Raw genomic sequence first — 25,666 nt, forward strand, 5'->3', positions numbered from 1 at the left:
TGCGAAACGTTGATCGCGATCGCCGAATCCGAAGATGGTTTCCACAGGGCTGCGCATCGTCCGTCGCGACGGGATGACATCATCGCCGCTGCGGTGTCCGTCTTCGCCGAACGTGGGTTCGTCGAGACCAGCGTCAATGACATCGCCGATGCGGCAAAGGTTTCGGCCTCGAGCGTCTACTACCACTTCCCCACCAAGGCCCACGTCTTCGACGCGGCCACTGCCGTGGTGTACGAGAGCTTGGACGCGGCAGTCGCAGCCGCGTCGGCCGTCAGCGGCGTTGATCGGGGATCCGCAGAAGGACTGTTCGTCATCATTCACGGCGCCTATCAGTGGGTGACCGACCATCCGGACGCGTCCAAGATCCTCTACAGCCACCTACCTGGTGCAACCCCAGAAAGCGCCCGCCTGCGTGACCAGCACGAAGCCCGACACGTCGCAGGAGCAAGTCGCTTTCTCGAGCATGCCGCTGCCTCGAGTCCCGTCGCAGCCGTGGGTAGTCCCGCCGCTCAGTTGGCCGCCCGGACCCTCGTCCGCGCGATGTTGACGATGATGCCCCTTCGTCTGGAAGGCGGCATGTTCGCCAAACGCTCATCCAAGGCGATCGAGGCGTCGCTCGAAGCCTTGGGCATTCACATCATCTTCTCAAGCGGCGAAGTCGCTGCGGGCGAGACATAGCCGACGAGTTGCCGCAGGGCCCGGGTATCCGTTATTGGAGGACTTCCCCAGCTCGTGTATCCAACTCGACCTGTTTATAGCTGCTGATCGGTTGATAGAGCATCTGCCCTCCACGGCCGGTCTGGGAAGCAAGCACCGTGGCGGCTTCGTCATCAGCCGTTCCTTTGAGGTGAGCCCGTCGTAGTGGTCCAGTTGTTGTGCGACTCTGTTGCCCGAGTGTTCGGGCAGGAAGAATCGACGACGACATGGCATCGAACAAGCGCCGGCGGCATACGCCGGATCAGATCATTCGCAAGCTCGCCGAGGGCCACAAGCTCCTCGCCGGCGGTCAGGCACTCGACGAGGTGTGCCGGCATCTGGAGATCGCTGAGTCGACGTGGCATCGCTGGCTTGCCCAGTACGGCGGCATGAAGGCGAACGAGGCCAAACGGCTCAAAGAACTCGAGTCGGAGAACTCCCGGTTGAAGAAGCTGGTCGCCAACCAGGCCCTCGACATTGACATGCTCAAGGACCTTTCGGCGGGAAACTTCTAACCCCGAACCGCAAGCGCCGCGCCGTCCAGGTGCTGCGCGACCGGTTCGGGGTATCCGAACGCCGAGCGTGCACGGTGGTGGGCATCCACCGCTCCACGATGCGCCTGACGCCACCGCCGATCACCGAGGAGGAGGCCGAGTTACGTGCCTGGCTGCGCCGGTTTTCCACCGACCGGCCTCGCTGGGGGTGGCGGCGCGCAGCCAAGATGGCCCGCCGAGCTGGCTGGCAGGTCAACAACAAGAGAATCCGTCGTCTGTGGCGTGAGGAGGGTCTGCGGGTCCCGCAACGCCGCAAGAAGAAGCGTCTGACCGGTATCGGTGTCGCCGTGGGCGCGATGTCACCGATCCGTCCGAATGTGATCTGGGCGATGGACTTTCAGTTCGATACCACCGCCGATGGCCGCACCATGAAGATGTTGAACGTGATCGACGAGTTCACCCGCGAAGCGCTCGCGATCGAAGTCGACCGCTCCATCGACGCCGACGGTGTCGTCGAGGTCTTGGATCGCCTGGTCCTCGCCCACGGGGCGCCCTACTACGTGCGCTTCGACAACGGTCCCGAGTTCGTGGCGCACGCGGTCAGTGATTGGTGCCGATTCAACGGTGCCGGTTCGCTTTTCATCGATCCCGGTTCGCCGTGGCAGAACGCCTGGATCGAATCGTTCAACGGTCGGCTACGTGATGAACTGCTCAACTCGTGGCGCTTCTACTCGCTGCTGGAGGCTCGCGTGATCATCGAAGATTGGCGCTGCGACTACAACGCCAACAGGCCGCACTCCGCCCACGGCGAACGCACTCCAGCCGAGTTCGCTCTACAGTGGACCACGACCCACCAACCCCAAGTCGCATAGCGACTGGACCACCAAACGGGTCCCCCTCACCTTTCGTCGCCATTTGCGCTCAGTTCTCGAAGTGCTCGAAGGTTGTTACGCGCCTTGATATGTCCGGCGCTTGCTGCGGCGTGCCACCATCGCCCCGCTTCGGCTAGCGAATCGCCATCGCCGTGCTGGAATAGCAGGACAGCAAGGCCGTGTTGGGCGCTGACGTGGTCCACCTCGGCCGCACTTCGCCACCACCGCTCGGCGCCTGGCATGTCGCCACGCGCGTAAAGCAATGCGCCAAGGTTGTACTGCGCTTCGCAGTGCCCCGCTCCTGCCGCCCTCTGCCACCAGCACTCGACCTCCGATATCGACGACGAATCGGATTGAAGTTGAAGGACGTGTCCGAGGTCGTGCTGCGCGTCGGGGTGACCGCTTTCGGCTGCCCGACGCAACCACATCTCGGATTCAACATCACCGCGTCGAGCCAAGAGTGCGCAAAGGTCGTACTGAGCGGCTGCATTTCCGGCGAATGCCGCCTGACGCCAACAGTCTTCGGCTTCATCGGGTGCACGATCGAGGAGAAGCACCCCCAGGTTGTGTAGAGCCGTCGAATTTCCCGCTCCTCCCGAACGGCGCCACCATTGCTCGGCCCCAGAAATGTCGCCCCGCAGATCGAGTAGCACTCCGAGGTTGTATTGCGCGCCCGCGTGTCCGTTCTCGGCCGCTTGGCACCACCGCCACTCCGCCTCGGCCACCGACCGCGCATCAGCACGCTCGTACAACACGATACCGAGGTTGTACTGCGCGCCCGCATGTCCGAAATTGGCGGCTTCGCGCCAGCAGACCTCGGCTTGGAGCACCGAATCCTCGCCACCAAGTGCGTAATGCGCGACGCCCACTTCGTATTGAGCGTCGGCTTGGTCGGTCGTGGCCGCGCCGCGGGCCTGCGGCTTCATGGCACCAGCCCACAGAGGCGACGCCCTGGCAGTTCTTCGGTCAGGTTGCGTCGAACGTGACCGAACGCCGCTTCGCGGAGAGCTTTACAACCCCGCTCAGGGCAACCGTGGGCTGCGTGGCGCGCATCCGACGATGCCATTCCGCCTACTGTGGGCACTTCGACGTTCCTGTCCTGTTGGCGACAGGCGACTGGGAGGCACCCGGTCGACAGCCAACCGCGGACGGCCAAGTCCTTGCCGTGGCGACCACGCCGGCCCAGGCAGTCCACCGGGCCGGCGCGTCGAGCTCAGGCCCGGTTGCTGAAACCGGCGTCCACCGTGAAGGTGCTGCCCGTGATGAACTTCCCGGCATCAGAGATCAGATGCATGATCGAGTTCGTGACGTCCTCCGGCTCGAGCAGCCCGTTGGGGACCGGCAGCGGGTTCTGCAGGATCCCGGCCACCTCGGGATACTCCTGGACGAACCGTGCAAACGCTTCATTGGCAACCATCGGCGAGTTCACCCCGGTGGGGTGCACTGTGTTCACCCGGATGTTTTCCGGCGCAAGGCAATTAGCCCATCCCCGCATTAGGCCCACCACGCCGTGCTTGGCTGCGATGTATCCCTGGATCCCCGGCGATCCGTCCGAAAGACCACCCGTCAGGCCGGCGGTCGAACTGGTGATCACGATGGAGCCGCCGCGACCGCCAGCCTTCACGTGCGGAAGCGCCGCCTCCACGGTGTTGAACACGCCGTTGAGCATGATGTCGATGCCGGCGAACCAGGCCTCACGCCGCAGCCGGTGTTTACCGGTGATGGCCATGACCCCGGCGTTCGCCAGCACGATGTCGAGGCGGCCCAACTCGGCGACGCCGTTGTCGACGACCCGCCTGACCGCGTCGTAATCGCGCACGTCGGCGACCTCGAGAATTGCCTTGCGGCCGAACTTCTCGATCAGCGATGCCGTTTCCTCAAGATCGTCCGGCGTGGCCAGCGGATACTCCACCGCGTTATCGTTGGCGCAGATGTCGAAACCGATGATGTCGGCGCCCTCTTCGGCCAGCCGAACCGCGTGTGAGCGTCCCTGCCCGCGAGCAACCCCCGAGATGAAGGCGACCTTGTTATCGGCGAGTCCCATGACTATGTCCTAACTCCGCTCGTGTGCTGACGGTCCGCCTACGGTGCGATTCAGATTCGGCATGACCGAGGGCAATCTTTTTTAAGTTTATCCATCTCATAATTACCCGAGTCACTAGCCCGTGTCAACGTGCACATTGTTCACGGCTAGGCTCAGCCGGCACCCGCCGGAACGATCGTTCACATCGCAGTCGTATGCTTGCATTCAGCTTGACATCAAGATCGGAGGACCATGGCGCTCTACGGCGAAGCCGTCCCAACCCGCTGGTGGGATCCGGAGGTCGGAGACGACATCGACTGGGTTGGCTGGGCGAACGCGCTTCCGTACTGTCGTGAGCTCGGCCTGGTGTGCTTAGCGCTCGAGGCCCATTCGGCGGTGTCCATCATGGACTGCTCGACCCTAACGCCCAATCCCAACGGCGCCGTCAACGGCGGCACCGTTGCCGCCGCGGCCGATCAGGTCATGGGGGCGATCACGCGTCGCCAGAACGTCGACGGACTGCCCGCGACGGGGTCGCTGCAGTTCCAGTTCCATCTACCGGCCATGGCCCCCATCACCTTCCGGGCCACGACGCTCGGCGGCCGCCGGACCAAGTTCATCGAGGTGGTGGTCGAGGACCACAACCGAGACCGCTGCGCCACCAGCCAGGGCACCATGATCGTCGGGGGCTCGTCGCGCGGCCCCAAGACCGAATGACCGAGCACCACGGCTGGCGGCTTCTTGCCGCGAGCTTAGTGAGACGCTATGGTTCTAAAATCAGCGGTCCTCCCGCAGACCTCAAACACGTTAGGTTCGACATGCAGCGATCGACGTCCGGCCTCATCGCCGACTTCGTGCTGGGACACCGTAGCCATCGCCTCGGCAGCTCCCACGAAGTAGACAGTCAGAGGGTCACAGGAAATGACTCGTAGCGCAGTTATCGTCGACGCCATCCGTTCGCCGATGGCAAAGGGCAAGGCGTCCAAGGACGGCCGGCCAGGAGGCGCCCTGAGCGGTGTGCACCCGGTCGACTTGCTCGGCCAGGTTCTCCGCCACCTGTTCGAGCGCAACGACATCGACCCGGCATTGGTCGACGACGTCATCACCGGTTGCGTCAGCCAGGTCGGTGAACAGGCCGGACCCATCGGTAGGTGGGCGTGGCTCGCCGCGGGTTTGCCGGAGACGGTGCCATCGGTGGCCATCAACCGTGCGTGCGGATCCAGCCAGCAGGCCGCCGACTTCGCGGCACAGGCGGTCATCTCGGGGGCATGCGACATCGTGGTGGCCTCCGGCGTCGAGTCGATGAGCCGCATTCCGATGCTCACCTCCCGGATCAACATGGACCCCTATGGACCGTCGGTGCTCGAGCGCTACGCGCCCGGACTGGTATCACAAGGAGTCTCTGCCGAGTTGGTGGCGTCCCGCTGGAAGCTCGACCGGGAAGCGATCGACGAGTTCTCCGCCCAGTCGCACACCAATGCCGCGGCCGCCGACTTCAGTGGCGAGATCGTGCCCATCAGCACGCCGGATGGCACGCTGTCCACCGACGAGACCATCCGACCGTCGACCACCGCCGAGGGCCTGGCGGCCCTAAAGCCGTCCTTCTACTCACCCGAGATGGACGAGCGCTTCCCCGAGATCGGCGATTGGCACATCACGCCGGGAAACTCGTCACAGCTGGCAGACGGCGCGACGGCGGTGCTGATCATGGGCGATGACACCGCACATGCACTCGGCCTGACCCCTCGGGCCCGCTTTCACGCCTTCGGCCTCGCCGGTGACGACCCAATCGCGATGCTCACCGGTCCACTGCCCGCCACCGAGAAGCTGCTGACGCGGTCCGGCCTGTCGATCGACGACATCGACCACTACGAGATCAACGAGGCGTTCGCTCCGGTGCCCATGGCGTGGGCGCAACACTTCGGCGCCGACCCAGCCCGGCTCAACCCCCGCGGCGGCGCGATCGCGCTCGGCCACCCGCTCGGCGCATCCGGGGCACGGCTGCTCACCACCATGCTCAACTCGCTGGAGGCCACCGGTGGCCGGTACGGCCTGCAGTCCATGTGCGAAGCGGGCGGAATGGCCAACGCCACCGTCATCGAACGCCTCTAACGACTGCGACGACGAAAGGATCTGAAGCACATGCAGATTGATGGAATCAGTGCGGTCGTCACTGGTGGCGCATCCGGCCTGGGCCGGGCGACCGTCGAACGCCTGGTATCCAAAGGCGCCGCCCATGTGGTGATCGCCGACCTGCTGACCTCGGATGGCGAGACCATCGCCAAGGAACTCGGAGACGCGGTGCAGTTCGTGGCCGCGGACGTCCGCAGCGGTGACGACATGACAGCGGTGATGAATGCCGCCGCGGACCGCGGGCCGCTTCGTGCAGTGGTGCACTGCGCAGGCCGTGGCGGTCCAGTCAGGCTGGTCAACCGGGACGGCACCCCCGGCTCACTAGAGACCTACAGCGAGATAGTCCAACTCAACCTCGTTGGTTCGTTCAACGTACTCCGGCTGGCCGCCGCCCAGATGGCGAAGAACGAGCCGCTCGACGGCGACCGCGGCGTAGCGATCCTGACCGCGTCCGTCGCCGCCTTCGAAGGTCAGATTGGCCAGATTCCCTACGCCTCGTCCAAGGCCGGCATCGTCGGGATGACCATCGTGGCGGCCAGGGACTTGGCTTCAAAGGCAATCCGCGTGTGCACGATTGCTCCCGGAACGTTCGAAACACCACTGCTGGCAAGGCTTTCTGATGAGGTGCGGCAGTCGCTGGCCGCATCGGTGCCTCATCCCAGTCGCCTGGGCCAGCCCGACGAATACGCCCGACTCGCGTTAAGCATCATCGACAACCCGATGCTCAACGGTGAGACGATCCGCCTCGACGGCGCGATTCGAATGGCTCCGCGATGAACGGGGTGGGGTGACTTGCTGACCGCGCCGAAGGCACTGGCTTCAGTGGGCACGTCGTTGTTCGACGAAGACCACGAAGCGTTCCGCAAAAGCGTCCGAGCCTTCGTCACCGCCGAAGTTTCATCGCACCTTGATGATTGGCGACGTGATGGCACCATCCCGCGCGCCGTGATCACCGCCGCCGGCGAGGCGGGTTTCCTGGGCATCACGGTGCCCGAAGAGTTTGGCGGCGGTGGGACCGCAGACGTGGGATTCCTGGCGGTGCTCGTCGAAGAGACAATTGCGGCCGGTGCCACCGGCCTCGCGCTGATATTCGCACTTCACGCAGGTGTGGTCATCCCGTTCCTGATCAATCACGGCACCGACGCCGACCGAGCCCGCTGGGCGCCGGGTCTCGCCAGTGGCGAGCTAGTCGGCCTGCCCGCGGGGCGGGGGTCCATCGCGGCCGATCCCGCCGTTTTGACAGGTGTCGTACCAGGCGTTCCCGGCGGTCGATTGGCGGATCTGCTCCTCCTCCCCCACGGCGACCCGGAGCCCAAGGCGGTACTCCTGGCCGTCGACTCTTACGGCGTCACAGTTGAACCCGTGCTGGGGAGCCTGGCGGCATCCGACGCGGCGATAGCAGATGTGGTGTGCACCGGTGCGCGACTCAGCGATGGCGCGGTGGTGGGGCCGGAAGGTGCCGCCACGGCGCAGCGTGATCTCGACCTCTGGTTCGGTGTCCTGGCGCTGGCCGCGGCCCGTGCCGCGATGGCACTGACCATCGACTACGTTTCGACCCGAAAGGTGTTCGGACGCAGTCTCGCTGAGTTCCAGAACACCCGCTTTCGGCTGGCCGAATTGTCGGCTGATCTGAAATCGATCACCGCCCTCGCCGACGCCTGCCTGCGCTCGCGCAGTCTTGGAACGCTGGACGCTGACGACGCGGCGGCATTACGTCTGCGCGGCGAAGCATTGAACCATCAGGCCGCGGACCAGGGCCTGCAATTGCACGGCGGTTACGGTTACATGCGTGAGTATCCCATCTCGTTGGCGTTCGCCGACGCGCGTTTCCTCGGGCTGGCCGCACAGGCCCATTCCGACCCGCGCCGTACGATCGCCGCGGGAATTGGCCTGTAGCCCTGGCCCGTTGAGGCTGACGTCCGCTCGGTGACGTCTAGATCGGGGGCGTCTGCAAGGCCAGGAGACTTGCCAGGCCCATCTGCACGAGTAGCTCCTCGGCCTGTTTGGCGCGCCTGCCGGTCGGTGGCCGCAACGCCTCGGACATCAGCAGCAGTTGCACGCCACGAGTGGCGGTCACGATCTCGTCCGTCGATCGCTCCGGATAGCAACGTTGCAGGCAGCTGACCCAGCGTTCGGTGATGCGGCGGAGACGACGATCGTGTTCGCGGCGGTACCGCTGAGCGAGAGATCGCTGCTCGCGCAACCAGATCGCGACCAGCCGCTCATGGCTCTTCGCCAGGCTCGCAAACGATCTCATGAGCTTCTCGAGTTCGACCTCGGGGTCGTCGTCGGGTTCGCCGATGCGGACCAGCAGCGTATCGAGCACCTTGTCGAAGAGCGCGGCGAGAATCGCGTCCTTGCTGTTGAAGTGCCGGTAGAGTGCCGAGCCGCTCGACCCGGCAACCTTCCCGATCTCGTCGACGCCGACGCCGTCGAAACTGCGCTCGAAGAACAGCTTCTCTGCCGAGGCCAGTATCTCTTCGTCGCGTGTCACGGCAGCAGTTTACGCAGAGCGCTCACCAGCCGTTGGCGCTCCCCGAACTTCTCACGCGGTGCTCACAAGCCCATGTCCTGGCCGATGATCACCTTCATGATCTCGCTCGACCCCCCGTAAATGCGACTCACCCGCCCATCGAGATAGGCATTCCCTATCCGCGAGTCACTGCGCAACGCGGTGCCGGGATCCCACAACGTGAGGCAGCGGTCTACCACCCGGCCCTGCAACTCGGTGCAGTACAGCTTGGCGACGGCGGCATCGCTACCGCTGAGACGGTCAGAAACATGGCGGTGCAGTGCGCCGTCGATCAGCGCTTGGCCCGCGGCCACCTCGGCGGCGCACTGCGCCAGCGTGAACTTGGCGTCCTGCCCGAGTTCGGTGCCCCGCAACTCCTCCACGGTCCACGCCAGCGTCGCGGCGGCCGCGGCCTGGGAGTTGAGCGCGATCGACAACCGCTCCTGCGCCAGATTCGAGGTCAGGTACGCAAAACCCTGGTTCTCCTCGCCAAGCAGGTTCTCGGCCGGGACCACCATGTCGGTGAAGGACATCTCAGCTAAGTCCTGCGCCCGCAGACCGAGCTTGTCGAGTTTGCGACCACGGTCGAACCCAGGTGTTGACGTGTCGACCAGCAACAGGCTGATCCCCCGCCGACCGGCCTCGGGGTCGGTCTTCACCGCCAGGATGACGAGATCGGCCGTAGCCCCGTTGGAGATGAACGTCTTGGCACCGTTGACCACGTAGTGGTCGCCAGACCTGTAGGCACGCGTCGACATCGCCTTCAGGTCGGAGCCGGCACCCGGCTCCGAGAGCGCCAGCGCCACCACCACCTCACCCGCCGTCATCCGCGGCAGCCACTCCGCGCATTGTTCCGTCGAGCCGTAGTGCAGTAGATACGGCAGGCAGATGTCCGTCTGTACCCGCAACCCGCCGACGGCTAGGCCGAGTGCCTGGATCTCCTCGGTGACCACCGCGCTATGTCGATAGTCAGAATCGACGAAGCCGCCATACTGTTCGGGCACACCGATGCCGAGGATGCCGAGCCCGGCCGCCCCCTTCCAGAACCGCCGCGCGGGTTTACCGTCGCGCACCCACCCCGGATAGTCTCCGACGACCCCGTCGGTCAAGAACTGTCGGACGACAGCCCGGAATTCGTCCTGCTGCTCGGTGAAGACGGTCCTCGTCCTCTTGGTCGCCACTACCGGAAGTCCATCCAGTGCCCGTGCGGTGTCCAGCCGAACGCGAACGGCAGCTCGATCCGGCAGATGGGCCCGGTGGTGATGTCGTAGGTGTCGAAGATCAGGTACTCGCTTCGCTTCTCGGCGTACCAGGACACCGGGACGATGACGTAGCCGTCGCCTTCCGGAGAGTCCTTGTGCCGCGGCGCGAAGCTGCACTCGAGAACCGCGGCGGGTTCTCCTGCGCGGATCTGATACACCTGTTCGGAAAGCGTGTCCATGTTGGTGGTCACCAGGCTGTTCATCGACATACCGTTGCGCTTGACGACACCGCCGACCTGGCAACCCCACGAATAGCCTTTACCGTAGAACCTTTCGTCGACCTTCGGCAGCTCACTCGGCCGGTCCGAGAGCTGTTCGGTCTTGGTCGCTCCGGTGGCCAGGTCCACAGTCCAGCGGCCGAGGGTGCTCGAGGCGATCGAGAAGAACAGCGCGACGTCGTCGCCCTCTTTGAAGTCCTGCTCGAACGGGAACGGCGGCCGATCGAAGATCGGTGCGTCAAGGATCAGCTTGCCGTCTTTCACATTTGCCGACATCGTGTGCATCACGTACTGCGCAGGCAGGTCGGTTTTGATCCAGCGAATCTCACCCTCCATGTCATCGCGCGGAATCAGCGCGATGATGATCGGCAGCTCGGGGTCCCAGGCCCAGACGTTCTTCCCCTTCGAGATCGCTGCCTTGTCGATGAGGAACGGCTGAAATGGCATGACCATCCACTCGGGAGTCAGCCAGATGTCATGGGCCACAGTGTTGTATGGCGCGTCCCAGAGGTCGCGGCTGTCGACGCGGCCATCAGGGTGCACGGTGTGCAGGGTGACGTACGGCGCCACGTCCCGGTAGGTCCAGCCGTAGAGCGTGCCGGTGTCGTGATCCCATTTGGGGTGAGCCGAGAACGCGCAATCGCCGAATGCCACCTGCTCGTGGATGCCCGCTGAGAGCGACGGCGACCAGTCCACGATGCCCGTGGTCTCCAGGGTGATCGGATCCAAGGCTATTGGTGCTCCGCCTTGTTCGCCAGACACCACCATCTGGCCATTGAACGGAAACACGTTGATGTTGTTGACGCCCTGCGGCGTATGCCGGTTGTACGCATCTCGCTCGACGTCGCCATAGGCGAAGTCGCGCCAGTCGTGGAACGCGCCATCACTCCATGAGAACATGCCGCGCTGGTGCTTCTCCTCGAGCTTGTACTTCGGAGTGCGGACCCAGCGGTTGCGGAAATCGGCCCGGCCGTTGTCGAACGTGATGCCCTGCACCATGCCGTCCATGCTCAGCAGTGGGTTCGTGCCCTGCCTCGTTGGTCGCTTCCACGTCGGCCCGACCCGGTAGTAGCCGCCGGCAAGGTCTTTGGGGATTTCACCCTCGCTAACGATGCATTCTTCGACGGTGGCCTCAAATCGCATCGGCGCGAACGGGCCGCGAAGAGCTGTCTCCTGCGGCAGCGGGTATCCCATGTTCCCTCCTCGGGGTTCGAGCGGCAGCGGTGACAGTCGCTGTGGACGCCAAGATAGCAGTTGACGCACACATTTGTAAACGATCGTTATCGCCATCGTCGCGGCCAGCTTGCGTTCCTCGAGCGGCCGGTTCATCGGCGCTTGGGAAGCGTCGGGCGTCGTGACCTGCAGCTTCACACGCCATTAAGCGCAGTGACCAATTGACCTCCGCTGACCACGAGCCAATATTCGAAACGAATCTGCTCTTACATGAACGGGTCGCATTCTGTGCGAATGATCGTTCTCTCGAGCGTAGGCGACCTAGCAGACCGCACCGTGCCGCCAGACTGCGACCAGACAAGGAACCCCACCATGCAGCCCCCACTCAACGAGGACCAGCGTGACTTTGGTGTCGCCGTGCGCGAATTCTGTGTTCGGGAATGCGGCACCCGGGAACGGCGGCGCGCGCTGACAAATCACGACGCCGAGCAACATCACCGAGGCACGTACGAGAAACATGCAGCTCTGGGCTATCTCGGCGTTGCGATACCAGAGGAGTACGGCGGCATTGGCGGTGGGCTGACCGAGCAGGTCGTGCTGTTCGAAGAACTCTGGTACGGGCTGGCTCCGGTACACGGGGCGGGCCCATCACATACTGCGGCGGGAATCTACAAGCGATTCGCCTCGGAGGAGCAGAAGCAGCGGTCCCTCGCCGCCATCTGCGCGGGCCACGTGATGTCGATCAGCATCTCCGAACCCGGTGCGGGCTCAGACGCGGCAGCCATTGGTTGCAAGGCCGAGAAGGTCGAGGGCGGGTGGCGCATCTGCGGACAGAAGACCTGGTGCTCGGACGCCCAGTTCGCCAGCGCCATCCTGGTGGTGGTCCGGACATCGCGAGGTGTCAAGCCGCACGACGGCCTCACCATGCTGGAAGTGCCCGCCGATGCCGATGGCCTGCAGATCCGTCCGATCTCGACGATGGGCGGATCCGAGGTCAACGATCTGTTCCTCACCGACGTCTTCGTACCGGAATCGTCGCTAGTGGGGTCCGAAGCGGCGCGTGGAAACAGCTGATGGCCGGCCTCAACGGCGAGCGATTGGTGTGCGCCGCCCAGGGCCTCGGGATGGCGCAGCGCGCATTCGACGACCTGCTGGCCTACGTTCGCGAGCGCGAGCAGTTCGGCACACCGATCGGTTCGTTCCAGGCTCTGCGGCACCGTATCGCCGACTTGGCGATCGAGATCGAATCGGCACGGACGCTGACCTACGCGACGGTCCACACCATCGAAAACCAGATCGGGACGCCCGACGAGTGGGTGCGAGCCACGTCGATGTCGAAGGTCAAGGTCACTGAAACAGCGAAAAGAGTTGCGCTGGAGGGTGTGCAGATGATGGGCGGTTACGGGTACAGCACCGAGTTCGACATGGAGCGGCACCTTAGGCTGAGCATCGCAGGGGCCTTCGCCCCGCGTGTTGGACACGCTTGATCCCGGATTTCAGCCGGGGGAAGCGAGATGATCCACCGCGATGGCAAGGAAAAATTACTCCGAAGAGTTTCGTAGCGATGCAGTCGAGCTGTATCGCGTGACCGAGGGCGCCACGGTCGCCCAGATCGCCAGCGATCTCGGTATCGCGCACGGCTCCCTGTCGGCCTGGCTCAGAACCGCGGGTGTCGCGATCCGCAGGCGGGGCCACACCGAGGCGCCGCCCGGCCCGGCCGAAACTCCCGAGCAGGAGGCCATCCGGCTGCGAGCGCGGGTCCGCGAACTGGAAGTCGAATCGGTGAAGCTGAACACCGAACGCGACATCCTGAGGGCGGCGGCGAAATATTTCGCCGGGGAGACGAACTGGTGAGCCGCTTCCAGTTCGTTGCCGACCACTCCGACACCTTTGAGGTGAAGTGGCTATGTCAGATCGTCGACGTCGCTCGGTCGTCGTTCTACGCCTGGGTCAACGCCGCCGTGACCCGCACGGCACGAATAGTGGCCGATGACAAACTTGCGCAGCGCATTCGAGCGGTGCACACCACCGACACCACCTACGGTGCGCCGCGGATCACCGCCGAGCTCAACGACGGTGCCCCCGAGGCGGAGCGGGTCAACCACAAGCGGGTGGCCCGGGTGATGCGCACCGCGGGGATCACCGGCTACCGCCGTCGGCGACGGGTGAGGACCACCGTGGCCGACCCGGCGAACCAGAAGGTGCCCGATCTGCTGAGCCGCGACTTCACCTCCGCGGCGGTGAACACGAAGTATGTCGGGGACATCACATACTTGCCGCTGGCCGCCGGCGGCAACTTGTATCTGGCGACGGTGATCGACTGCTGTTCGCGTCGGGTCGCGGGGTGGGCGATCGCCGATCACATGCGCACCGAGCTGGTTGAGGACGCGTTGAAGGCCGCCGATAGTCTACGGAGTGGTGTGATCGGGTCCATCTTTCACTCGGATCACGGAAGTCAGTACACGTCAACGGATTTCGCCAAGCTCTGCCGCGATCTGGGTGTCGTCCAGTCGATGGGGTCGGTGGGAACGAGCGCGGACAATGCGCTTGCCGAATCGTTCAACGCCGCCCTCAAACGCGAAATCCTCCAAGACGACAGCTGCTGGGATGACGCCGCCACGTGCCGCCGCGAAGTCTTCCGATGGCTGGTCCGCTACAACACGAAACGACGGCACTCCTACTGCCGCTACGTCAGCCCCGCCGCCTACGAAAGGACCCGCACACCCGCTACGCTGCCCGAAGCCGCATAACCACAAATCCCGTGTCCACCATCCGGGGTCAAGGCCCCACCAACCATCTACGCCGGCACCAACGAGATACAGCGCGACATCATCTCCGCCACGTTCGGTCTTCGGTCAGAACAGCGCTGACGCAACGCGCACTCGCGGACCTTGACAGGCGGCGCACGAGCAATTCTAATTGAGACAGCTAGACTCATAATCAATCGGGAGAAAACGGACGGGGTCTCTCCAAAACCCGAGGACCGTCCAGCCAAGGGCATACATTGAAATTCGGGACCGGATCCCGGTGCCCATCAGCCCCGCCGTTCGCCTGCTCAAGCAATCGCATACCGATAGGACTCGACATGACCACCACCAAACCCGTCATCAGCGTGTTCGACTCAGAGACATATGCCAATGGCGATCCGACCACTTTCGGCCTCCCGCTTGATCAGTACTCCTACCTTCGCGACGAAGAGCCCTGCTATGAGCACGAATTCAACGACCCGATGCTCATCGACCGGGCGTGGGTGGTCAGCCGCAACGAGGACATCTGGACCGTCGACAAGGATCAGGAGTTGTATTCGGCGGCGGGTGGCCCCGTCAACATGTGGCGGGTGGCGCCGATCTCGGGGAAGCCGGAATTGGGCGGCAAGCCCGCCATGCTGGTGATGGACGGCGAGAAGCACCGCGGCCAGCGGGCCGTGATGGTGAAGGGCCTCGGCCCGACGATGGTCAAGAAGCTCGAGGAGAAGTTCCGCGAGTATGCGGTCAACATCGTCGACGCGGCACTGGAGAAGGGCACCTTCAACTTCGTCGAGGACATCGGCCACGCCATGCCGATGGAGGCGCTCGGTGACGTTCTCGGCGTGCCCAAGGGTGACCGCGCTCAGTTCTTCAAGTGGGTCGACACCTTCGCCGCGCCGTTCGACACCCGCATCACGCCGTCATTCGAGTACGTCTTCACCGCCATCATGAGCCTGCTGAACTACGCGACCGAACTGGGCGAACAGAAGCGGCTGGAACCGGGCGACGACGTCATCACCAAGCTGGTACAGGCCGGCGTCGACGTCATCTCGGCCGACGAACTTCAGGGCAATGTGGCACTGCTGGCCAGTGGTGCCGCCGAAAGCACGAGGACCGCACTGTCACATGGCATCTGGGAGCTGATGCGCCGCCCGGACCAGATGGCCTGGATGCGCGAACGTGCCGATGACATTCCGGCCACCGCCATTGCGGAGATCGTCCGGATCGCCTCGCCGTTCACGCATCTGGTGCGCACGGCGACGGCAGACCACGAGCTGCATGGCAAGGAGATCAAGAAGGGCGACACAGTCCTCATGCTCTTCGCTGCCGGAAACTTCGACGAGCGAGTGTTCGACGACCCGAACGACTTCGATCTGTCCCGCGAGAAGAACCCGCACGTCAGTTTTGGTCGCGGACCGCACCAGTGCCTTGGCAAGCACGTAGCCTCACTGGAGATGAAGATCCTCTTCGAGGAGCTTCTTCAGCGCACCAAGGACATCAAACCGGCGGGGGACATCAGCTACCTGCGCGATGCGTATTCGCGTGGGGTGTACAAGCTGCCGGTCACCATCACACCGGCCTGACCGCCGGACGAGAGAGGCGGTAAGTCATGAAGGTCGTCGTTGCACTCGATCAGTGTGAGCTGCACGGGGATTGCGTGCTGGCAGCCCCAGATGTCTTCGACATCGGTGACGATGACGACGTGGTGTCGGTAATCAATGAGCATCCGGGCGAGGAACTGCGCGCCAAGGTCGAAGAGGCAGCTCGCAACTGTCCAGTCGCGGCCATCCGGCTGGAGGGCTGACGCACGTGGAGTCGATCGTGGTGGTGGGTGCCGGTCTCGCTGGCTTCCGTGCCGCGCAGTCGCTCCGCAAGAATGGATACTCGGGTGCGCTGACGATCATCGGGGATGAAGTGCACCGGCCATATGATCGGCCGCCACTGTCCAAACAGCTTCTATCCGGGGTCTATTCGCGGGAGCAGTGCATGTTGCCCGGCGAGGTCAGCGATGTGACCTGGCGGCTCGGCCAACCGGCAGCAGCTCTCGACCGCGACCGGCAAGTGGTCACCCTGGCCGACGGTACCGATGTCGCGTACGACGGTCTGGTCATCGCCACCGGGCGTCGGGCCCGGCCGTGGCCGGGCGCTAGGCCAGCGGCCGGAGTCATGGTGCTGCGCAGCTTCGACGATGTCGAGCGTTTTCAGGGGGCGGTCGCCGACCACTCCAAGGTGGTCATCATCGGTGCGGGGTTCATCGGTTGTGAGGTGGCCGCCACGCTGCGCCAGCGCCAGGTGGACGTCACGATCGTCGACGTCTGCGACTACCCGATGCCAGCGGTCGGTCCCGAGGTCGGACAACGTGCCATCGAGTTGCATGTCTCTCACGGCGTCAAGTTTCGGCTCGGTCAGGGGGTCGCGTCGATCGACGGCGGCGACCGGGTCGAGGGTGTGACGCTGGCCGATGGTGAACGTCTTGGCGCCGATGTGGTGCTCGTGGCCATCGGGACGGTGGCGAACTCGGAGTGGCTGGCCGGAAGCGGTATGGCCCTCGACGGGGGTGCAGTCGTGTGCGACGCCTACTGCAACGTGCTGGATATGACGGGTCACCCCATCGCCGGCATCGCGGCCGCGGGCGATGGCGCGGCGTGGCCGCACAGGCATGGCGCCTCGCCGGTCTGCATTGAACACTGGTCCAACGCCAGGGACACGGCCGACTGCGCGGCAGCCAATCTCATTGCCCCGGAAGGCGAACGCAAGCCCCTGGTTTCGGTGCCGGCGTTCTGGTCCGACCAGTACGACGTCAAGATCAAATCAGCCGGGTATCTCAGGGCGGCCGATCGGTTCGCCGTGGTATCCGAAGATTGGGACGACACCAAGAAGCCCAAGCTGTTGGTCGAAGCATTGCGCGGCGACGAGGTCGTCGGTGCAATTGCCGTGAACATGAACAAGGCGATCCTCGGATACCAGCGCTCACTGGCCGTAGTGCCCGCGGTGTGACCTTGTATTGAGACAAGTATTCTCATATCCTCTGGGAACCGACATTCGAGGCGAGGACACGCACTGTGACCACCACCGAGGGCCAGACGACCGACACCGCCGCCAAAGCTGAAAAGGCGCTGGTGGAGGTCCGCAACCCGGCCGACGGCTCCGTCGTCGGAACCGTGCCCGACCAGTCCGCGGACGAGGTGCGCCTGCTTGCTGACGAGCTGCGTGCAGCCCAGCCTGCTTGGGAGGCGCTGGGACCCAAGGCCAGGGCACGCCATCTGCGCCAGTGGCTCGACTGGATCGTCGACAATCAGCATCACATCTTCGGGCTGGTTCACCGCGAGGCCGGAAAGTCCTGGGGCGATGCGCAGATCGAGTTGTTGGTCTGCATGGAGGTTATCAACTACTACACCAAGCACGGTGCAGACTTCCTGGCCGACGAAACCCGCACACCGCATGGCCCGGCCTCGCTGACCAAGGCGATGCGGATCAAGTACCGGCCATATCAGCTCGTCGGCGTCATCACGCCCTGGAATTACCCGTTGGGAATGCCCTTCATGGACGTTCCCGGTGCGCTGATGGCCGGGGCAGCCGTGTTGAGCAAGCCGTCGGAGGAGACTCCGCTCGCGTGGGCGGAATGCGTCCGGGGCTGGAACGAGGAGATCGGTGCGCCAAAGGTTCTCGGCTGCGCTACCGGACGCGGCGGCACCGGCAGCGCCGTCGTCGACGCGGTGGACATGGTCCAGTTCACCGGGTCAACCGCCACCGGCCGGCGCATCGGTGTCCGCTGCGCGGAGCGACTCATCCCGGCCAGCCTCGAACTCGGCGGCAAGGACGCCATGATCGTGCTGTCCGACGCGCCGTTGGAGCGGACGATCCGTGGCGCGATCTGGGGCGGACTGTTCAACTCGGGCCAGTCATGCATCGCCGTGGAGCGGGTGTACGTCGAAGAGCCGGTCTACGACGAGTTCGTGTCCGGTCTCGTCGAGGCAGTCAACAAGGTGCGTCAAGGCCATGACCCGCAGGGCAGCTTCTCGACCGAGGTCGGTGCCATGGCAACCCAGAGCCAGCTGGAATTGGTCGAGCGGCAGGTGGCCGATGCGGTCGCCAAGGGTGCCAGGGTGTTGACGGGCGGCAAGCGTGCGGACAAGGGTCTCTTCTACCCTCCGACGATTCTGGTTGAGGTCGACCACACGATGAGCTGCATGCGGGACGAGACGTTCGGCCCCCTGCTGCCGATCATGAAGGTCGGCGACGAGAACGAGGCCGTAACTCTGGCCAACGACAGCCATTACGGACTTGGCGCCAGTGTGTGGACGTTGTCGAAGGAGCGCGCCGAGCGCGTCGGCGCCCGCCTGGAAACCGGCGCAGTCAACGTCAACAACGCGATGACCAACGTCTTCCAATTCCCGTTGCCGATGGGCGGCTGGAAGGAGTCCGGTCTCGGGCACCGGTTCGGGGGCCCGAACGGCATCCGAAAGTACTGTCGCCAGCAGGCATTCGTCAACGAGCGGGTAAACCTCAGCAACGAGACGCACTGGTATCCGTACTCGCCGATGAAGAGCAGGTTCACCGCGACGGTGCTTCGCCTAATCGAACTGCACGACTGGCGCCGCCGCCTCGGGCTCAAGCCTCGATAGCCCCCCAACCCCAGCAGCCGAGCCGAGGGAATCCGCGAGGGCGGTCCCCTGGGCTCGGCTTGGTTTCAGCGGGTTATTCCGGTGAAGGCGTTGATGATCTGGGTGTAGCAGTCCTCGGATTCTTCGGCGGTGAAGGGCGGCACGTAGGAGGTGTGCAGTGCCAGGTGTGGCAGCTCCTGGTAAATGTCGAGCTTTTGCCGGCATTCCTCGGGTGTCCCGGTGATCGAGAACAGTTCGACGAGTTCTTCGGGGGTGTCCTCGAAGGCCGCCAGCCCCTTGGTCATCATCGCTGCCCGAAGGTCATTGACCAGGTCCTGAACGCCTTCGAGTTCGGCGACCACATCCGAGACCGGGTGAGCGATGTAGAAGCCGACGTGCTTCTTGGCCCGGGCCATGGCGACGTCGCGGTCGGGGTGCACGCAGCAGATGACTTCACATGCGATGTCCAGGGAGCCTACGTCGCGACCGGTCGAGGTGGCACCGGCAGTGATGTTCGGCATCACGATCTGCTCGAAGTACTTGGGCGTGTAGAGGTACCCGATCCAGCCGTCGGCCTTGGCGCCGACGGTGGTGAGCAGTTTGGGTCGCATTCCGGCGAGCAGGATCGGGATCCGTGCGCGCACCATGTCGCGCAGGCCCCATGGATTGATCGGTGGGGCGCTGAAGGTGTAGTGCTCGCCGTGGTAGGGCTTGACGTCCTCGCCGGCGAGGTATTCCCACGACAACCGCAGCACGTCGATGTATTCGCTGATCCGGCCGATCGGCTTGACGAAGTCCGAGGAGTGGAACGCCTCGAGAAACTCTGGAACGCCGGTGCCCAGGCCCAGTGTCATTCGGCCGCTGCACAACTCGTCGACGTCGGCGGCGGCGTTGGCCGCCTCGAACGGTGAGCGGGTGAACCCGGCTGCCAAGCCGGTGCACAACTGGGTCCGGGTGGTGCTCAGCGCCGAGGTGGCCAACATCGCGAACGGGTTTCGGTACAACTCACAGGTCCACACCGAGTCGAAACCCGCGTCATCGGCCCATTGGGCGTACTGCGGGATGCGGGCCAACGGCGCCGTCCTGCTGGGCATCGTGATACCGAGTTTCATACCGTCAACCCCTCCATCGTCTGAGCCCGCAACGCAGGCATCACCATGCACGCGAACCGCTGATGATTCTCCATGACCACGTCATCAGTCAGATTCCCGAAGGCGGAGACGATGATCAGCCCGCCAGCGTCGGTGCGACGGAGGATCTCGAGGGTCTGCTCGGCCACCTCGTCGGGCGTTCCCCGGGGTTGCAGCTCGGCCATGAACTGCGCGAACCGGTCAAGCCCGTGCTTGGCGATGGTCCGTTCGATGTTGGCGTAGTACTCATAGCCGTGCACCAATGCCATTGCGGGATCGGCGAATCCGTAGTGTCCGATGGTCGATCGGTAGTAGTTGACCACCTGCTCGAACATCGCCGCGGCCTCACCAGGATCCTCGTGGCACGAGTTGAACAACACGACCATCGGCTTCGGCGGATCTTCGCCCTGATAGCGGCGGTAGTGCTCGGCGTAGCGCTCGAGGTCGCCAAGGGTCTGATCCCATGGCTTCTGCAGGAACAGCAAGATTCCGGCCCCGAGACGTGCCATGACTTCGGCGGACTCAGGCGAGATCGAGGACGCGAAGGTCCGACCGCGCGGCGGGGCCAGCGGCGCCGGACGCAATTGCACACCTCGAATCCGTCCGGTCTCGAACGCGTCGAGCAGTTCAGCAGCATGCGTATCGAACAGCCGCCGCGACTGCCCCATCTCCACGCCGAAACCGTCGAATTCCAGGTTGGCCAACCCCCTTCCCATGCCTAGGATCAACCGCCCACCGGAGAGGTGATCGAGCACGCAGGCATGCTCGGCGAGCCGGACCGGGTCGTGCCAGGGCAGCACCGACACCATGGTGCCGAGCCGTACTCGCTCGGTGCGGGCCGCCACCCAGGTGAGGAACTGCAGCGGGTCGGTGGACATGGAGTAGCCCGTGAAGTGGTGTTCGACGGCCCAGATCGAGTCGAAGCCCAGGCCCTCTGCGCGGTCGGCGAGCGCCATCTCGGTGCGCCACACGTCGTGATCGGGGCGGCCGTCGAGATTCTGGAAGAAGTGCCCCTGACCGATGTGCATCACCAGCTGCCGCCTGAACGTTCGTGCACGACGATGTTCAAAGACCAGCGTGGGCAACAACTCTGTCGCTTCCCCAGCTTGTGACCGATCGTTTCCATATTTTCTATACTACGGGGCTCAATATTTGTACAGTCAGGAAATGGCCGATTTCGGGAGCACTCTGGGTTCGATCCCGCAAGCAACTGGAGCGTGTTCCTGCTCTGCGCGATCTTCACGTTCGCCGTGGTCTCGGCCCTCTGGGCCACGGCCTGGCCCAAGGCAACCACTCGATGATGGACGGCTGGTACGGGTTCGCGTTCGTGGCCCCCTCGCTGATCGCCTACCTAATCGTGGGCGCCCAGTCGGTGACGGCAGCGCTGCTGCTGTTCATGGTGATGCTGCATGGCGGTCGACTGGGTTTCTACCTAGCGGCCCGCTGGCGCCGCTACGTACCGACCTACGGCGGCGACCCGCGCTATCTCGGCTTCGTGAAAGAACTGTCCCCCGGTTACTGGTGGAAGAGCTTCTTCAAGGTGATGGAACCGCAGGCCGTCGTCATCGTGCTGATCGGCTGCCCTGCGGTGTTCGGCATCCTGACCAGCCGCGGGGGCCGGCGGCGCCATCGGCGTGCTGACCTTCATCGGGCTGGTGGTGTTCGCCATCGGCTTCTACTTCGAGACGGCCGCGGACGCGCAAGTGCAGTCGTTCCTGGCACTGGACCAACGTCCGCGCTATCTCAACACCGGCGTTTGGAAATTCACCCGCCATCCCAACTACTTCGGCAACGCGCTGGTCTGGTGGGCGATCTGGCTCGTCGCGGTGGCCGGTAACCCCGACTGCTGGTGGACGGTGGCGGGGCCGGTGGTCAATACGATCATGTTGACCTCGGTCCTCGGCTCGGCGTTCCAGGACAACTACATGGGCTCGCGCCTCGAGTACCAGGAACTGATGGTCTGCACCCGACGCTTCCTGCCGATTCCCCTCTCGAACGAGGCGATCGTCCGAAACCAGACTCGGCTCGCCGAGCAGCGAGCACGGGAGACGAAAGAGAATGTCTGACACCTTTGACGCCATCATCGTCGGTGCCGGGCACCACGGCCTGACCTGTGCCGCCTACCTAGCCCGCGCCGGAAAGCGCGTCGTCGTGCTCGACCGCGAACCATGGTTCGGCGGTATGACCTACTCTCGCGAAACCGTCACCGAAGCGCCGGGGTTCCTGATGAACCCCTGCGCGGTGGATTTGTTGTTCACCAACCTCAAACCCTCCACCATTTCCGAGCTGCAGCTGGAATCCTTTGGTCTGCAACAGATCAGCCCCTACCCCTGGGGTGCCTACCTCGGCGCCGAGGGTCAATCCATCGGACTGTGGCGCTCCCTGGGCCGAACCGTCGAAGAGATCTCCCGCTACTCCAAGAAGGACGCCGCGAAGTTCGCCCAGCTATGCCAGATGTGGTGCGACTTCTGGTTCGTCGCCGCCCCTTATCTGATGGACCATCCCACCCGGCCACGCGCCAAGACCGTCGCCGAGCTCGGCTGGCGGGTGCTGCGCAAGCGCAAGAACATGGCACCGGTGGTACGCATGTTGATGGCCTCACCACACGAAGTCATCGAGAGCATGTTCGAGTCCGAGGAAGTCAAGTGACTGCTCGCGGTCTACGCCTCCGGATCCGAAGCCCCGCTTCGCGAACCCGGCTCCGGCGCAGTCCTGGGAGTGATCATGCTGCACATCGGCTGGGGCATCAAACGCCCCATCGGCGGCATGAGGGAGTTCACCAACGCATTGGTAAAGTGCCTACGGTTCCACGGGGGCGAGGCCCGCACCGACGCCACGGTCGAGGAGATCCTCATCCGCGACGGCAGCGCCACCGGAGTTCGGCTCACCACTGGCGAAATCCTGCACGCATCCCAGGTAATCGGTGCGGTCGACCCCGTCTCCCTGATGACCACACTCGTCGACTCCGCTCACGTCACCGACGAGGTCGCCGCCGAAGTCCGCAACATCCGGGTCAACGGCTGGGGCATCAACAACACCAAGATCGACGTCGCGCTATCCGAACGTCCAAAACTGTTGTGCGACCGACCCGAACTGTGGGGCAGCTACATGCTGGTGGCCGACGACAAATCGTATGTCGACCGCGCACTCGACGGCGCGATGCGCGGAGTCATCCCCCCGGAAACACCGATGTGGGCCATGATGCCCTCGGCCAGCGACCGCTCACAGGTCCCACCCGGCAGCCCAGGCGACACCATGTACCTGTTCTGCTCAGCAGTCCCCCAGACCTTCGCCGACGGCAGCGACTGGGAAGACCATCGCGCAGAATTCGGGAACCGGGCGGTACAGAAGTTCGACCAACTCGCACCCGGATTCGCCGACAACGTCATCGGCACATGGGTCAAGAGTCCGAACGAACTACGCCACCTGACCCACAAGGGCAGCTATGTCGTCGTCGACATGTCCCTCAACCAGATGGGCCCCAACCGGCCGTCGCCATCGCTGGCCGGCTACAAGACGCCCATCAACGGGCTCTGGCACACCGGCGCCGGCGCCCACCCCATGGGTGGCGTCCACGGCTGGGCCGGCCGAACCACCGCACGTACCGTACTCAAGAAACTCTGAGCCTTAACGACGTCGCATCGGGAAGTGGGATCAGGCGGAGTCGGCAAAGTCGTTCCCGATGGATGTCACGCTGCCGATGACCATGTCTGCCAACAAGTTCGCCAAGTCGGAAAGCTTGTGAGCAGAAGCGGGCCAATTGCCGACCGAATTGAGCATGTGCATGCTGGCGAAGGTCGCCGTCGTAGACTCCTGGATCGTCAAACCGGGAAACGCCGTCAGAATGCAGCGGGTCCACCGTTCGAAGTACGGACGTTCACGACGCTCGTGCCGCCGCCGAAATGTTGGAGGTAGGGAACGGTTGTCACGGATCAGGATGCTGGCCAGCTCGCGGTGCTCGATCGCAAACCGGGCGTGTTCGACTGCGAGGAAGCGCAGTTCGTCGATAGGTTCGTCGAACGTCGCCGAGCCCACACGTGTGATCAGAGCGTCCGAGGCCTCGTCGAACAACGTCGCGAGAATCTCGTCCTTACTGCTGAAGTGGCGATAGATCGCCGGTCCCGTGACTCCCGCCCGCTGGCCGATCTGGTCTACGCTCACCGAGCCAAACCCGAACTCGTGAAAGAGTTCCTGGTGAGGGGGACCCGTTTGGTGGTCCAGTCGCTATGCGACTTGGGGTTGGTGGGTCGTGGTCCACTGTAGAGCGAACTCGGCTGGAGTGCGTTCGCCGTGGGCGGAGTGCGGCCTGTTGGCGTTGTAGTCGCAGCGCCAATCTTCGATGATCACGCGAGCCTCCAGCAGCGAGTAGAAGCGCCACGAGTTGAGCAGTTCATCACGTAGCCGACCGTTGAACGATTCGATCCAGGCGTTCTGCCACGGCGAACCGGGATCGATGAAAAGCGAACCGGCACCGTTGAATCGGCACCAATCACTGACCGCGTGCGCCACGAACTCGGGACCGTTGTCGAAGCGCACGTAGTAGGGCGCCCCGTGGGCGAGGACCAGGCGATCCAAGACCTCGACGACACCGTCGGCGTCGATGGAGCGGTCGACTTCGATCGCGAGCGCTTCGCGGGTGAACTCGTCGATCACGTTCAACATCTTCATGGTGCGGCCATCGGCGGTGGTATCGAACTGAAAGTCCATCGCCCAGATCACATTCGGACGGATCGGTGACATCGCGCCCACGGCGACACCGATACCGGTCAGACGCTTCTTCTTGCGGCGTTGCGGGACCCGCAGACCCTCCTCACGCCACAGACGACGGATTCTCTTGTTGTTGACCTGCCAGCCAGCTCGGCGGGCCATCTTGGCTGCGCGCCGCCACCCCCAGCGAGGCCGGTCGGTGGAAAACCGGCGCAGCCAGGCACGTAACTCGGCCTCCTCCTCGGTGATCGGCGGTGGCGTCAGGCGCATCGTGGAGCGGTGGATGCCCACCACCGTGCACGCTCGGCGTTCGGATACCCCGAACCGGTCGCGCAGCACCTGGACGGCGCGGCGCTTGCGGTTCGGGGTTAGAAGTTTCCCGCCGAAAGGTCCTTGAGCATGTCAATGTCGAGGGCCTGGTTGGCGACCAGCTTCTTCAACCGGGAGTTCTCCGACTCGAGTTCTTTGAGCCGTTTGGCCTCGTTCGCCTTCATGCCGCCGTACTGGGCAAGCCAGCGATGCCACGTCGACTCAGCGATCTCCAGATGCCGGCACACCTCGTCGAGTGCCTGACCGCCGGCGAGGAGCTTGTGGCCCTCGGCGAGCTTGCGAATGATCTGATCCGGCGTATGCCGCCGGCGCTTGTTCGATGCCATGTCGTCGTCGATTCTTCCTGCCCGAACACTCGGGCAACAGAGTCGCACAACAACTGGACCACTACGACGGGCTCACCTCACTGGGCTGAATCCAAGATGAGACGCTCCCGATCCATCACGTGAGGATACCCGCCTACATGTCGTCCATCGCGCGTTGGCGGCCCCGCGACGAGATGGGAATCAGTCCGAGCGAGAGCTCAGCAGTGGATCATTCCTAACGGAGCAGCATGTTGCGGCACTGGGCGGAGACGCTAGAAACTGTCCAGCGAGTTCACGTCGTCCATTGTGGTCGCGATGCGGCGCACGAACTCCTCCGTAATGTCTCGGGGCTGCATCTCCGGCATGTCGGGTGCAGGGCTCAAGGTCACCGTCCACCAAGTCAGCGCGGTCAATAGTTGTTGACGGTAGTGCGTCCAGGCCTAGTCGAAACCAACTTTCG

General features: G+C 64.1%; 25 protein-coding genes and 1 pseudogene. 17 read left to right on the top strand and 9 right to left on the bottom strand.

Annotation, left to right across the window (positions count from 1 at the left end; genetic code table 11):
* Positions 1 to 9 precede the first annotated feature (9 nt).
* Both QUE68_RS19850 and QUE68_RS19855 read left to right on the top strand, forming a co-directional pair.
* Positions 10 to 678 carry a TetR/AcrR family transcriptional regulator gene (locus QUE68_RS19850; protein WP_284235522.1) on the top strand — a complete coding sequence of 223 codons (669 nt, stop codon included), beginning with the start codon at positions 10 to 12 and terminating at the stop codon, positions 676 to 678.
* Between the two features lie 245 nt (positions 679 to 923).
* A protein-coding gene (locus tag QUE68_RS19855) for an IS3 family transposase (RefSeq protein WP_286274290.1) occupies positions 924 to 2,062 on the top strand; the annotation gives its coding sequence in 2 pieces (ribosomal slippage) (positions 924 to 1,194 and positions 1,194 to 2,062; 1,140 coding nt in all).
* Positions 2,063 to 2,088: 26 nt separating this feature from the next.
* Here the strand turns inward: QUE68_RS19855 and QUE68_RS19860 are convergent.
* The gene (locus tag QUE68_RS19860) at positions 2,089 to 2,988 is read right to left on the bottom strand and encodes a tetratricopeptide repeat protein (protein WP_284235521.1); all 900 of its coding nucleotides are present in this window, start codon (positions 2,986 to 2,988) and stop codon (positions 2,089 to 2,091) included.
* A gap of 287 nt (positions 2,989 to 3,275) precedes the next feature.
* Positions 3,276 to 4,106 (bottom strand): mycofactocin-coupled SDR family oxidoreductase, encoded by an 831-nt coding sequence (locus QUE68_RS19865; protein WP_284235520.1) that lies wholly within the window; start codon positions 4,104 to 4,106, stop codon positions 3,276 to 3,278.
* 231 nt (positions 4,107 to 4,337) lie between these two features.
* Here QUE68_RS19865 and QUE68_RS19870 point away from each other — a divergent pair, with 231 nt between their 5' ends.
* The 4 genes from QUE68_RS19870 (at position 4,338) to QUE68_RS19885 (ending at position 8,114) form a co-directional block, all read left to right on the top strand.
* Complete coding sequence (locus QUE68_RS19870; protein ID WP_284235519.1) at positions 4,338 to 4,802, top strand: PaaI family thioesterase; 465 nt, start codon at positions 4,338 to 4,340, stop codon at positions 4,800 to 4,802.
* Positions 4,803 to 5,006: 204 nt separating this feature from the next.
* Entirely contained in the window at positions 5,007 to 6,197 is a 1,191-nt protein-coding gene (locus tag QUE68_RS19875; protein WP_284235518.1) for a thiolase family protein, read from the top strand.
* Between the two features lie 30 nt (positions 6,198 to 6,227).
* The gene (locus QUE68_RS19880; RefSeq protein ID WP_284235517.1) at positions 6,228 to 6,995 is read left to right on the top strand and encodes an SDR family NAD(P)-dependent oxidoreductase; all 768 of its coding nucleotides are present in this window, start codon (positions 6,228 to 6,230) and stop codon (positions 6,993 to 6,995) included.
* A gap of 15 nt (positions 6,996 to 7,010) precedes the next feature.
* Positions 7,011 to 8,114 carry an acyl-CoA dehydrogenase family protein gene (locus tag QUE68_RS19885; RefSeq protein ID WP_284235516.1) on the top strand — a complete coding sequence of 368 codons (1,104 nt, stop codon included), beginning with the start codon at positions 7,011 to 7,013 and terminating at the stop codon, positions 8,112 to 8,114.
* A gap of 37 nt (positions 8,115 to 8,151) precedes the next feature.
* Here QUE68_RS19885 and QUE68_RS19890 read toward each other — a convergent pair whose 3' ends face one another.
* From QUE68_RS19890 to QUE68_RS19900, 3 genes are all read right to left on the bottom strand, one after another.
* On the bottom strand, positions 8,152 to 8,712 hold the full coding sequence (locus QUE68_RS19890; RefSeq protein ID WP_284235515.1) for a TetR/AcrR family transcriptional regulator: 561 nt from the start codon (positions 8,710 to 8,712) through the stop codon (positions 8,152 to 8,154).
* Between the two features lie 62 nt (positions 8,713 to 8,774).
* Positions 8,775 to 9,911 carry an acyl-CoA dehydrogenase family protein gene (locus tag QUE68_RS19895; RefSeq protein WP_284235514.1) on the bottom strand — a complete coding sequence of 379 codons (1,137 nt, stop codon included), beginning with the start codon at positions 9,909 to 9,911 and terminating at the stop codon, positions 8,775 to 8,777.
* On the bottom strand, positions 9,911 to 11,404 hold the full coding sequence (locus QUE68_RS19900; RefSeq protein WP_286274291.1) for a carotenoid oxygenase family protein: 1,494 nt from the start codon (positions 11,402 to 11,404) through the stop codon (positions 9,911 to 9,913). The genes QUE68_RS19895 and QUE68_RS19900 overlap by 1 nt, the downstream gene beginning before the upstream one ends.
* Positions 11,405 to 11,755: 351 nt before the next feature.
* Between QUE68_RS19900 and QUE68_RS19905 the strand changes: the two genes are divergently transcribed.
* The 7 genes from QUE68_RS19905 (at position 11,756) to QUE68_RS19935 (ending at position 18,755) form a co-directional block, all read left to right on the top strand.
* Positions 11,756 to 12,457 (top strand): acyl-CoA dehydrogenase family protein, encoded by a 702-nt coding sequence (locus QUE68_RS19905; protein WP_284235512.1) that lies wholly within the window; start codon positions 11,756 to 11,758, stop codon positions 12,455 to 12,457.
* Positions 12,457 to 12,870, top strand: a complete 414-nt coding sequence (locus QUE68_RS19910; RefSeq protein ID WP_284235511.1) for an acyl-CoA dehydrogenase family protein — start codon at positions 12,457 to 12,459, stop codon at positions 12,868 to 12,870. Before QUE68_RS19905 ends, QUE68_RS19910 begins: the two co-directional genes overlap by 1 nt.
* 40 nt (positions 12,871 to 12,910) lie before the next feature.
* Positions 12,911 to 14,133, top strand: a protein-coding gene (locus QUE68_RS19915; protein ID WP_284235510.1) for an IS3 family transposase whose coding sequence is annotated in 2 segments (ribosomal slippage) — positions 12,911 to 13,217 and positions 13,217 to 14,133 — 1,224 coding nt in all. Because the reading frame shifts where the segments join, the coding sequence is not laid out codon by codon here.
* Between the two features lie 335 nt (positions 14,134 to 14,468).
* Entirely contained in the window at positions 14,469 to 15,713 is a 1,245-nt protein-coding gene (locus QUE68_RS19920; RefSeq protein ID WP_284235509.1) for a cytochrome P450, read from the top strand.
* 26 nt (positions 15,714 to 15,739) lie between these two features.
* Complete coding sequence (locus tag QUE68_RS19925) at positions 15,740 to 15,934, top strand: ferredoxin (protein WP_284235508.1); 195 nt, start codon at positions 15,740 to 15,742, stop codon at positions 15,932 to 15,934.
* Between the two features lie 5 nt (positions 15,935 to 15,939).
* Complete coding sequence (locus QUE68_RS19930) at positions 15,940 to 17,127, top strand: NAD(P)/FAD-dependent oxidoreductase (RefSeq protein WP_284235507.1); 1,188 nt, start codon at positions 15,940 to 15,942, stop codon at positions 17,125 to 17,127.
* Between the two features lie 65 nt (positions 17,128 to 17,192).
* The gene (locus tag QUE68_RS19935; protein ID WP_284235506.1) at positions 17,193 to 18,755 is read left to right on the top strand and encodes an aldehyde dehydrogenase family protein; all 1,563 of its coding nucleotides are present in this window, start codon (positions 17,193 to 17,195) and stop codon (positions 18,753 to 18,755) included.
* A gap of 65 nt (positions 18,756 to 18,820) precedes the next feature.
* On the opposite strand, the gene QUE68_RS19940 is transcribed toward QUE68_RS19935, so the two are convergent.
* Both QUE68_RS19940 and QUE68_RS19945 read right to left on the bottom strand, forming a co-directional pair.
* Positions 18,821 to 19,846 (bottom strand): LLM class flavin-dependent oxidoreductase, encoded by a 1,026-nt coding sequence (locus QUE68_RS19940; protein ID WP_284235505.1) that lies wholly within the window; start codon positions 19,844 to 19,846, stop codon positions 18,821 to 18,823.
* Positions 19,843 to 20,892 carry an LLM class flavin-dependent oxidoreductase gene (locus tag QUE68_RS19945; protein ID WP_284236179.1) on the bottom strand — a complete coding sequence of 350 codons (1,050 nt, stop codon included), beginning with the start codon at positions 20,890 to 20,892 and terminating at the stop codon, positions 19,843 to 19,845. Before QUE68_RS19945 ends, QUE68_RS19940 begins: the two co-directional genes overlap by 4 nt.
* 272 nt (positions 20,893 to 21,164) lie before the next feature.
* Here QUE68_RS19945 and QUE68_RS19950 point away from each other — a divergent pair.
* From QUE68_RS19950 to QUE68_RS19965, 4 genes and pseudogenes are all read left to right on the top strand, one after another.
* Positions 21,165 to 21,401: pseudogene (locus QUE68_RS19950) on the top strand (DUF1295 domain-containing protein); the annotation flags it as partial.
* 97 nt (positions 21,402 to 21,498) lie between these two features.
* Entirely contained in the window at positions 21,499 to 21,930 is a 432-nt protein-coding gene (locus QUE68_RS19955; RefSeq protein ID WP_286274292.1) for a DUF1295 domain-containing protein, read from the top strand.
* On the top strand, positions 21,923 to 22,513 hold the full coding sequence (locus tag QUE68_RS19960) for a phytoene desaturase family protein (RefSeq protein WP_284235504.1): 591 nt from the start codon (positions 21,923 to 21,925) through the stop codon (positions 22,511 to 22,513). The genes QUE68_RS19955 and QUE68_RS19960 overlap by 8 nt, the downstream gene beginning before the upstream one ends.
* A gap of 75 nt (positions 22,514 to 22,588) precedes the next feature.
* Positions 22,589 to 23,488 (top strand): phytoene desaturase family protein, encoded by a 900-nt coding sequence (locus tag QUE68_RS19965; protein WP_284235503.1) that lies wholly within the window; start codon positions 22,589 to 22,591, stop codon positions 23,486 to 23,488.
* Between the two features lie 30 nt (positions 23,489 to 23,518).
* On the opposite strand, the gene QUE68_RS19970 is transcribed toward QUE68_RS19965, so the two are convergent.
* On the bottom strand, positions 23,519 to 24,025 hold the full coding sequence (locus QUE68_RS19970) for a TetR/AcrR family transcriptional regulator (protein WP_286274293.1): 507 nt from the start codon (positions 24,023 to 24,025) through the stop codon (positions 23,519 to 23,521).
* Positions 24,026 to 24,088: 63 nt separating this feature from the next.
* Positions 24,089 to 25,227, bottom strand: a protein-coding gene (locus QUE68_RS19975) for an IS3 family transposase (protein ID WP_286274290.1) whose coding sequence is annotated in 2 segments (ribosomal slippage) — positions 24,089 to 24,957 and positions 24,957 to 25,227 — 1,140 coding nt in all. Because the reading frame shifts where the segments join, the coding sequence is not laid out codon by codon here.
* Positions 25,228 to 25,666: the final 439 nt, after the last annotated feature.

The sequence above is a fragment of the Mycolicibacterium sp. TUM20985 genome, from assembly GCF_030295745.1.
Taxonomy (GTDB): domain Bacteria; phylum Actinomycetota; class Actinomycetes; order Mycobacteriales; family Mycobacteriaceae; genus Mycobacterium.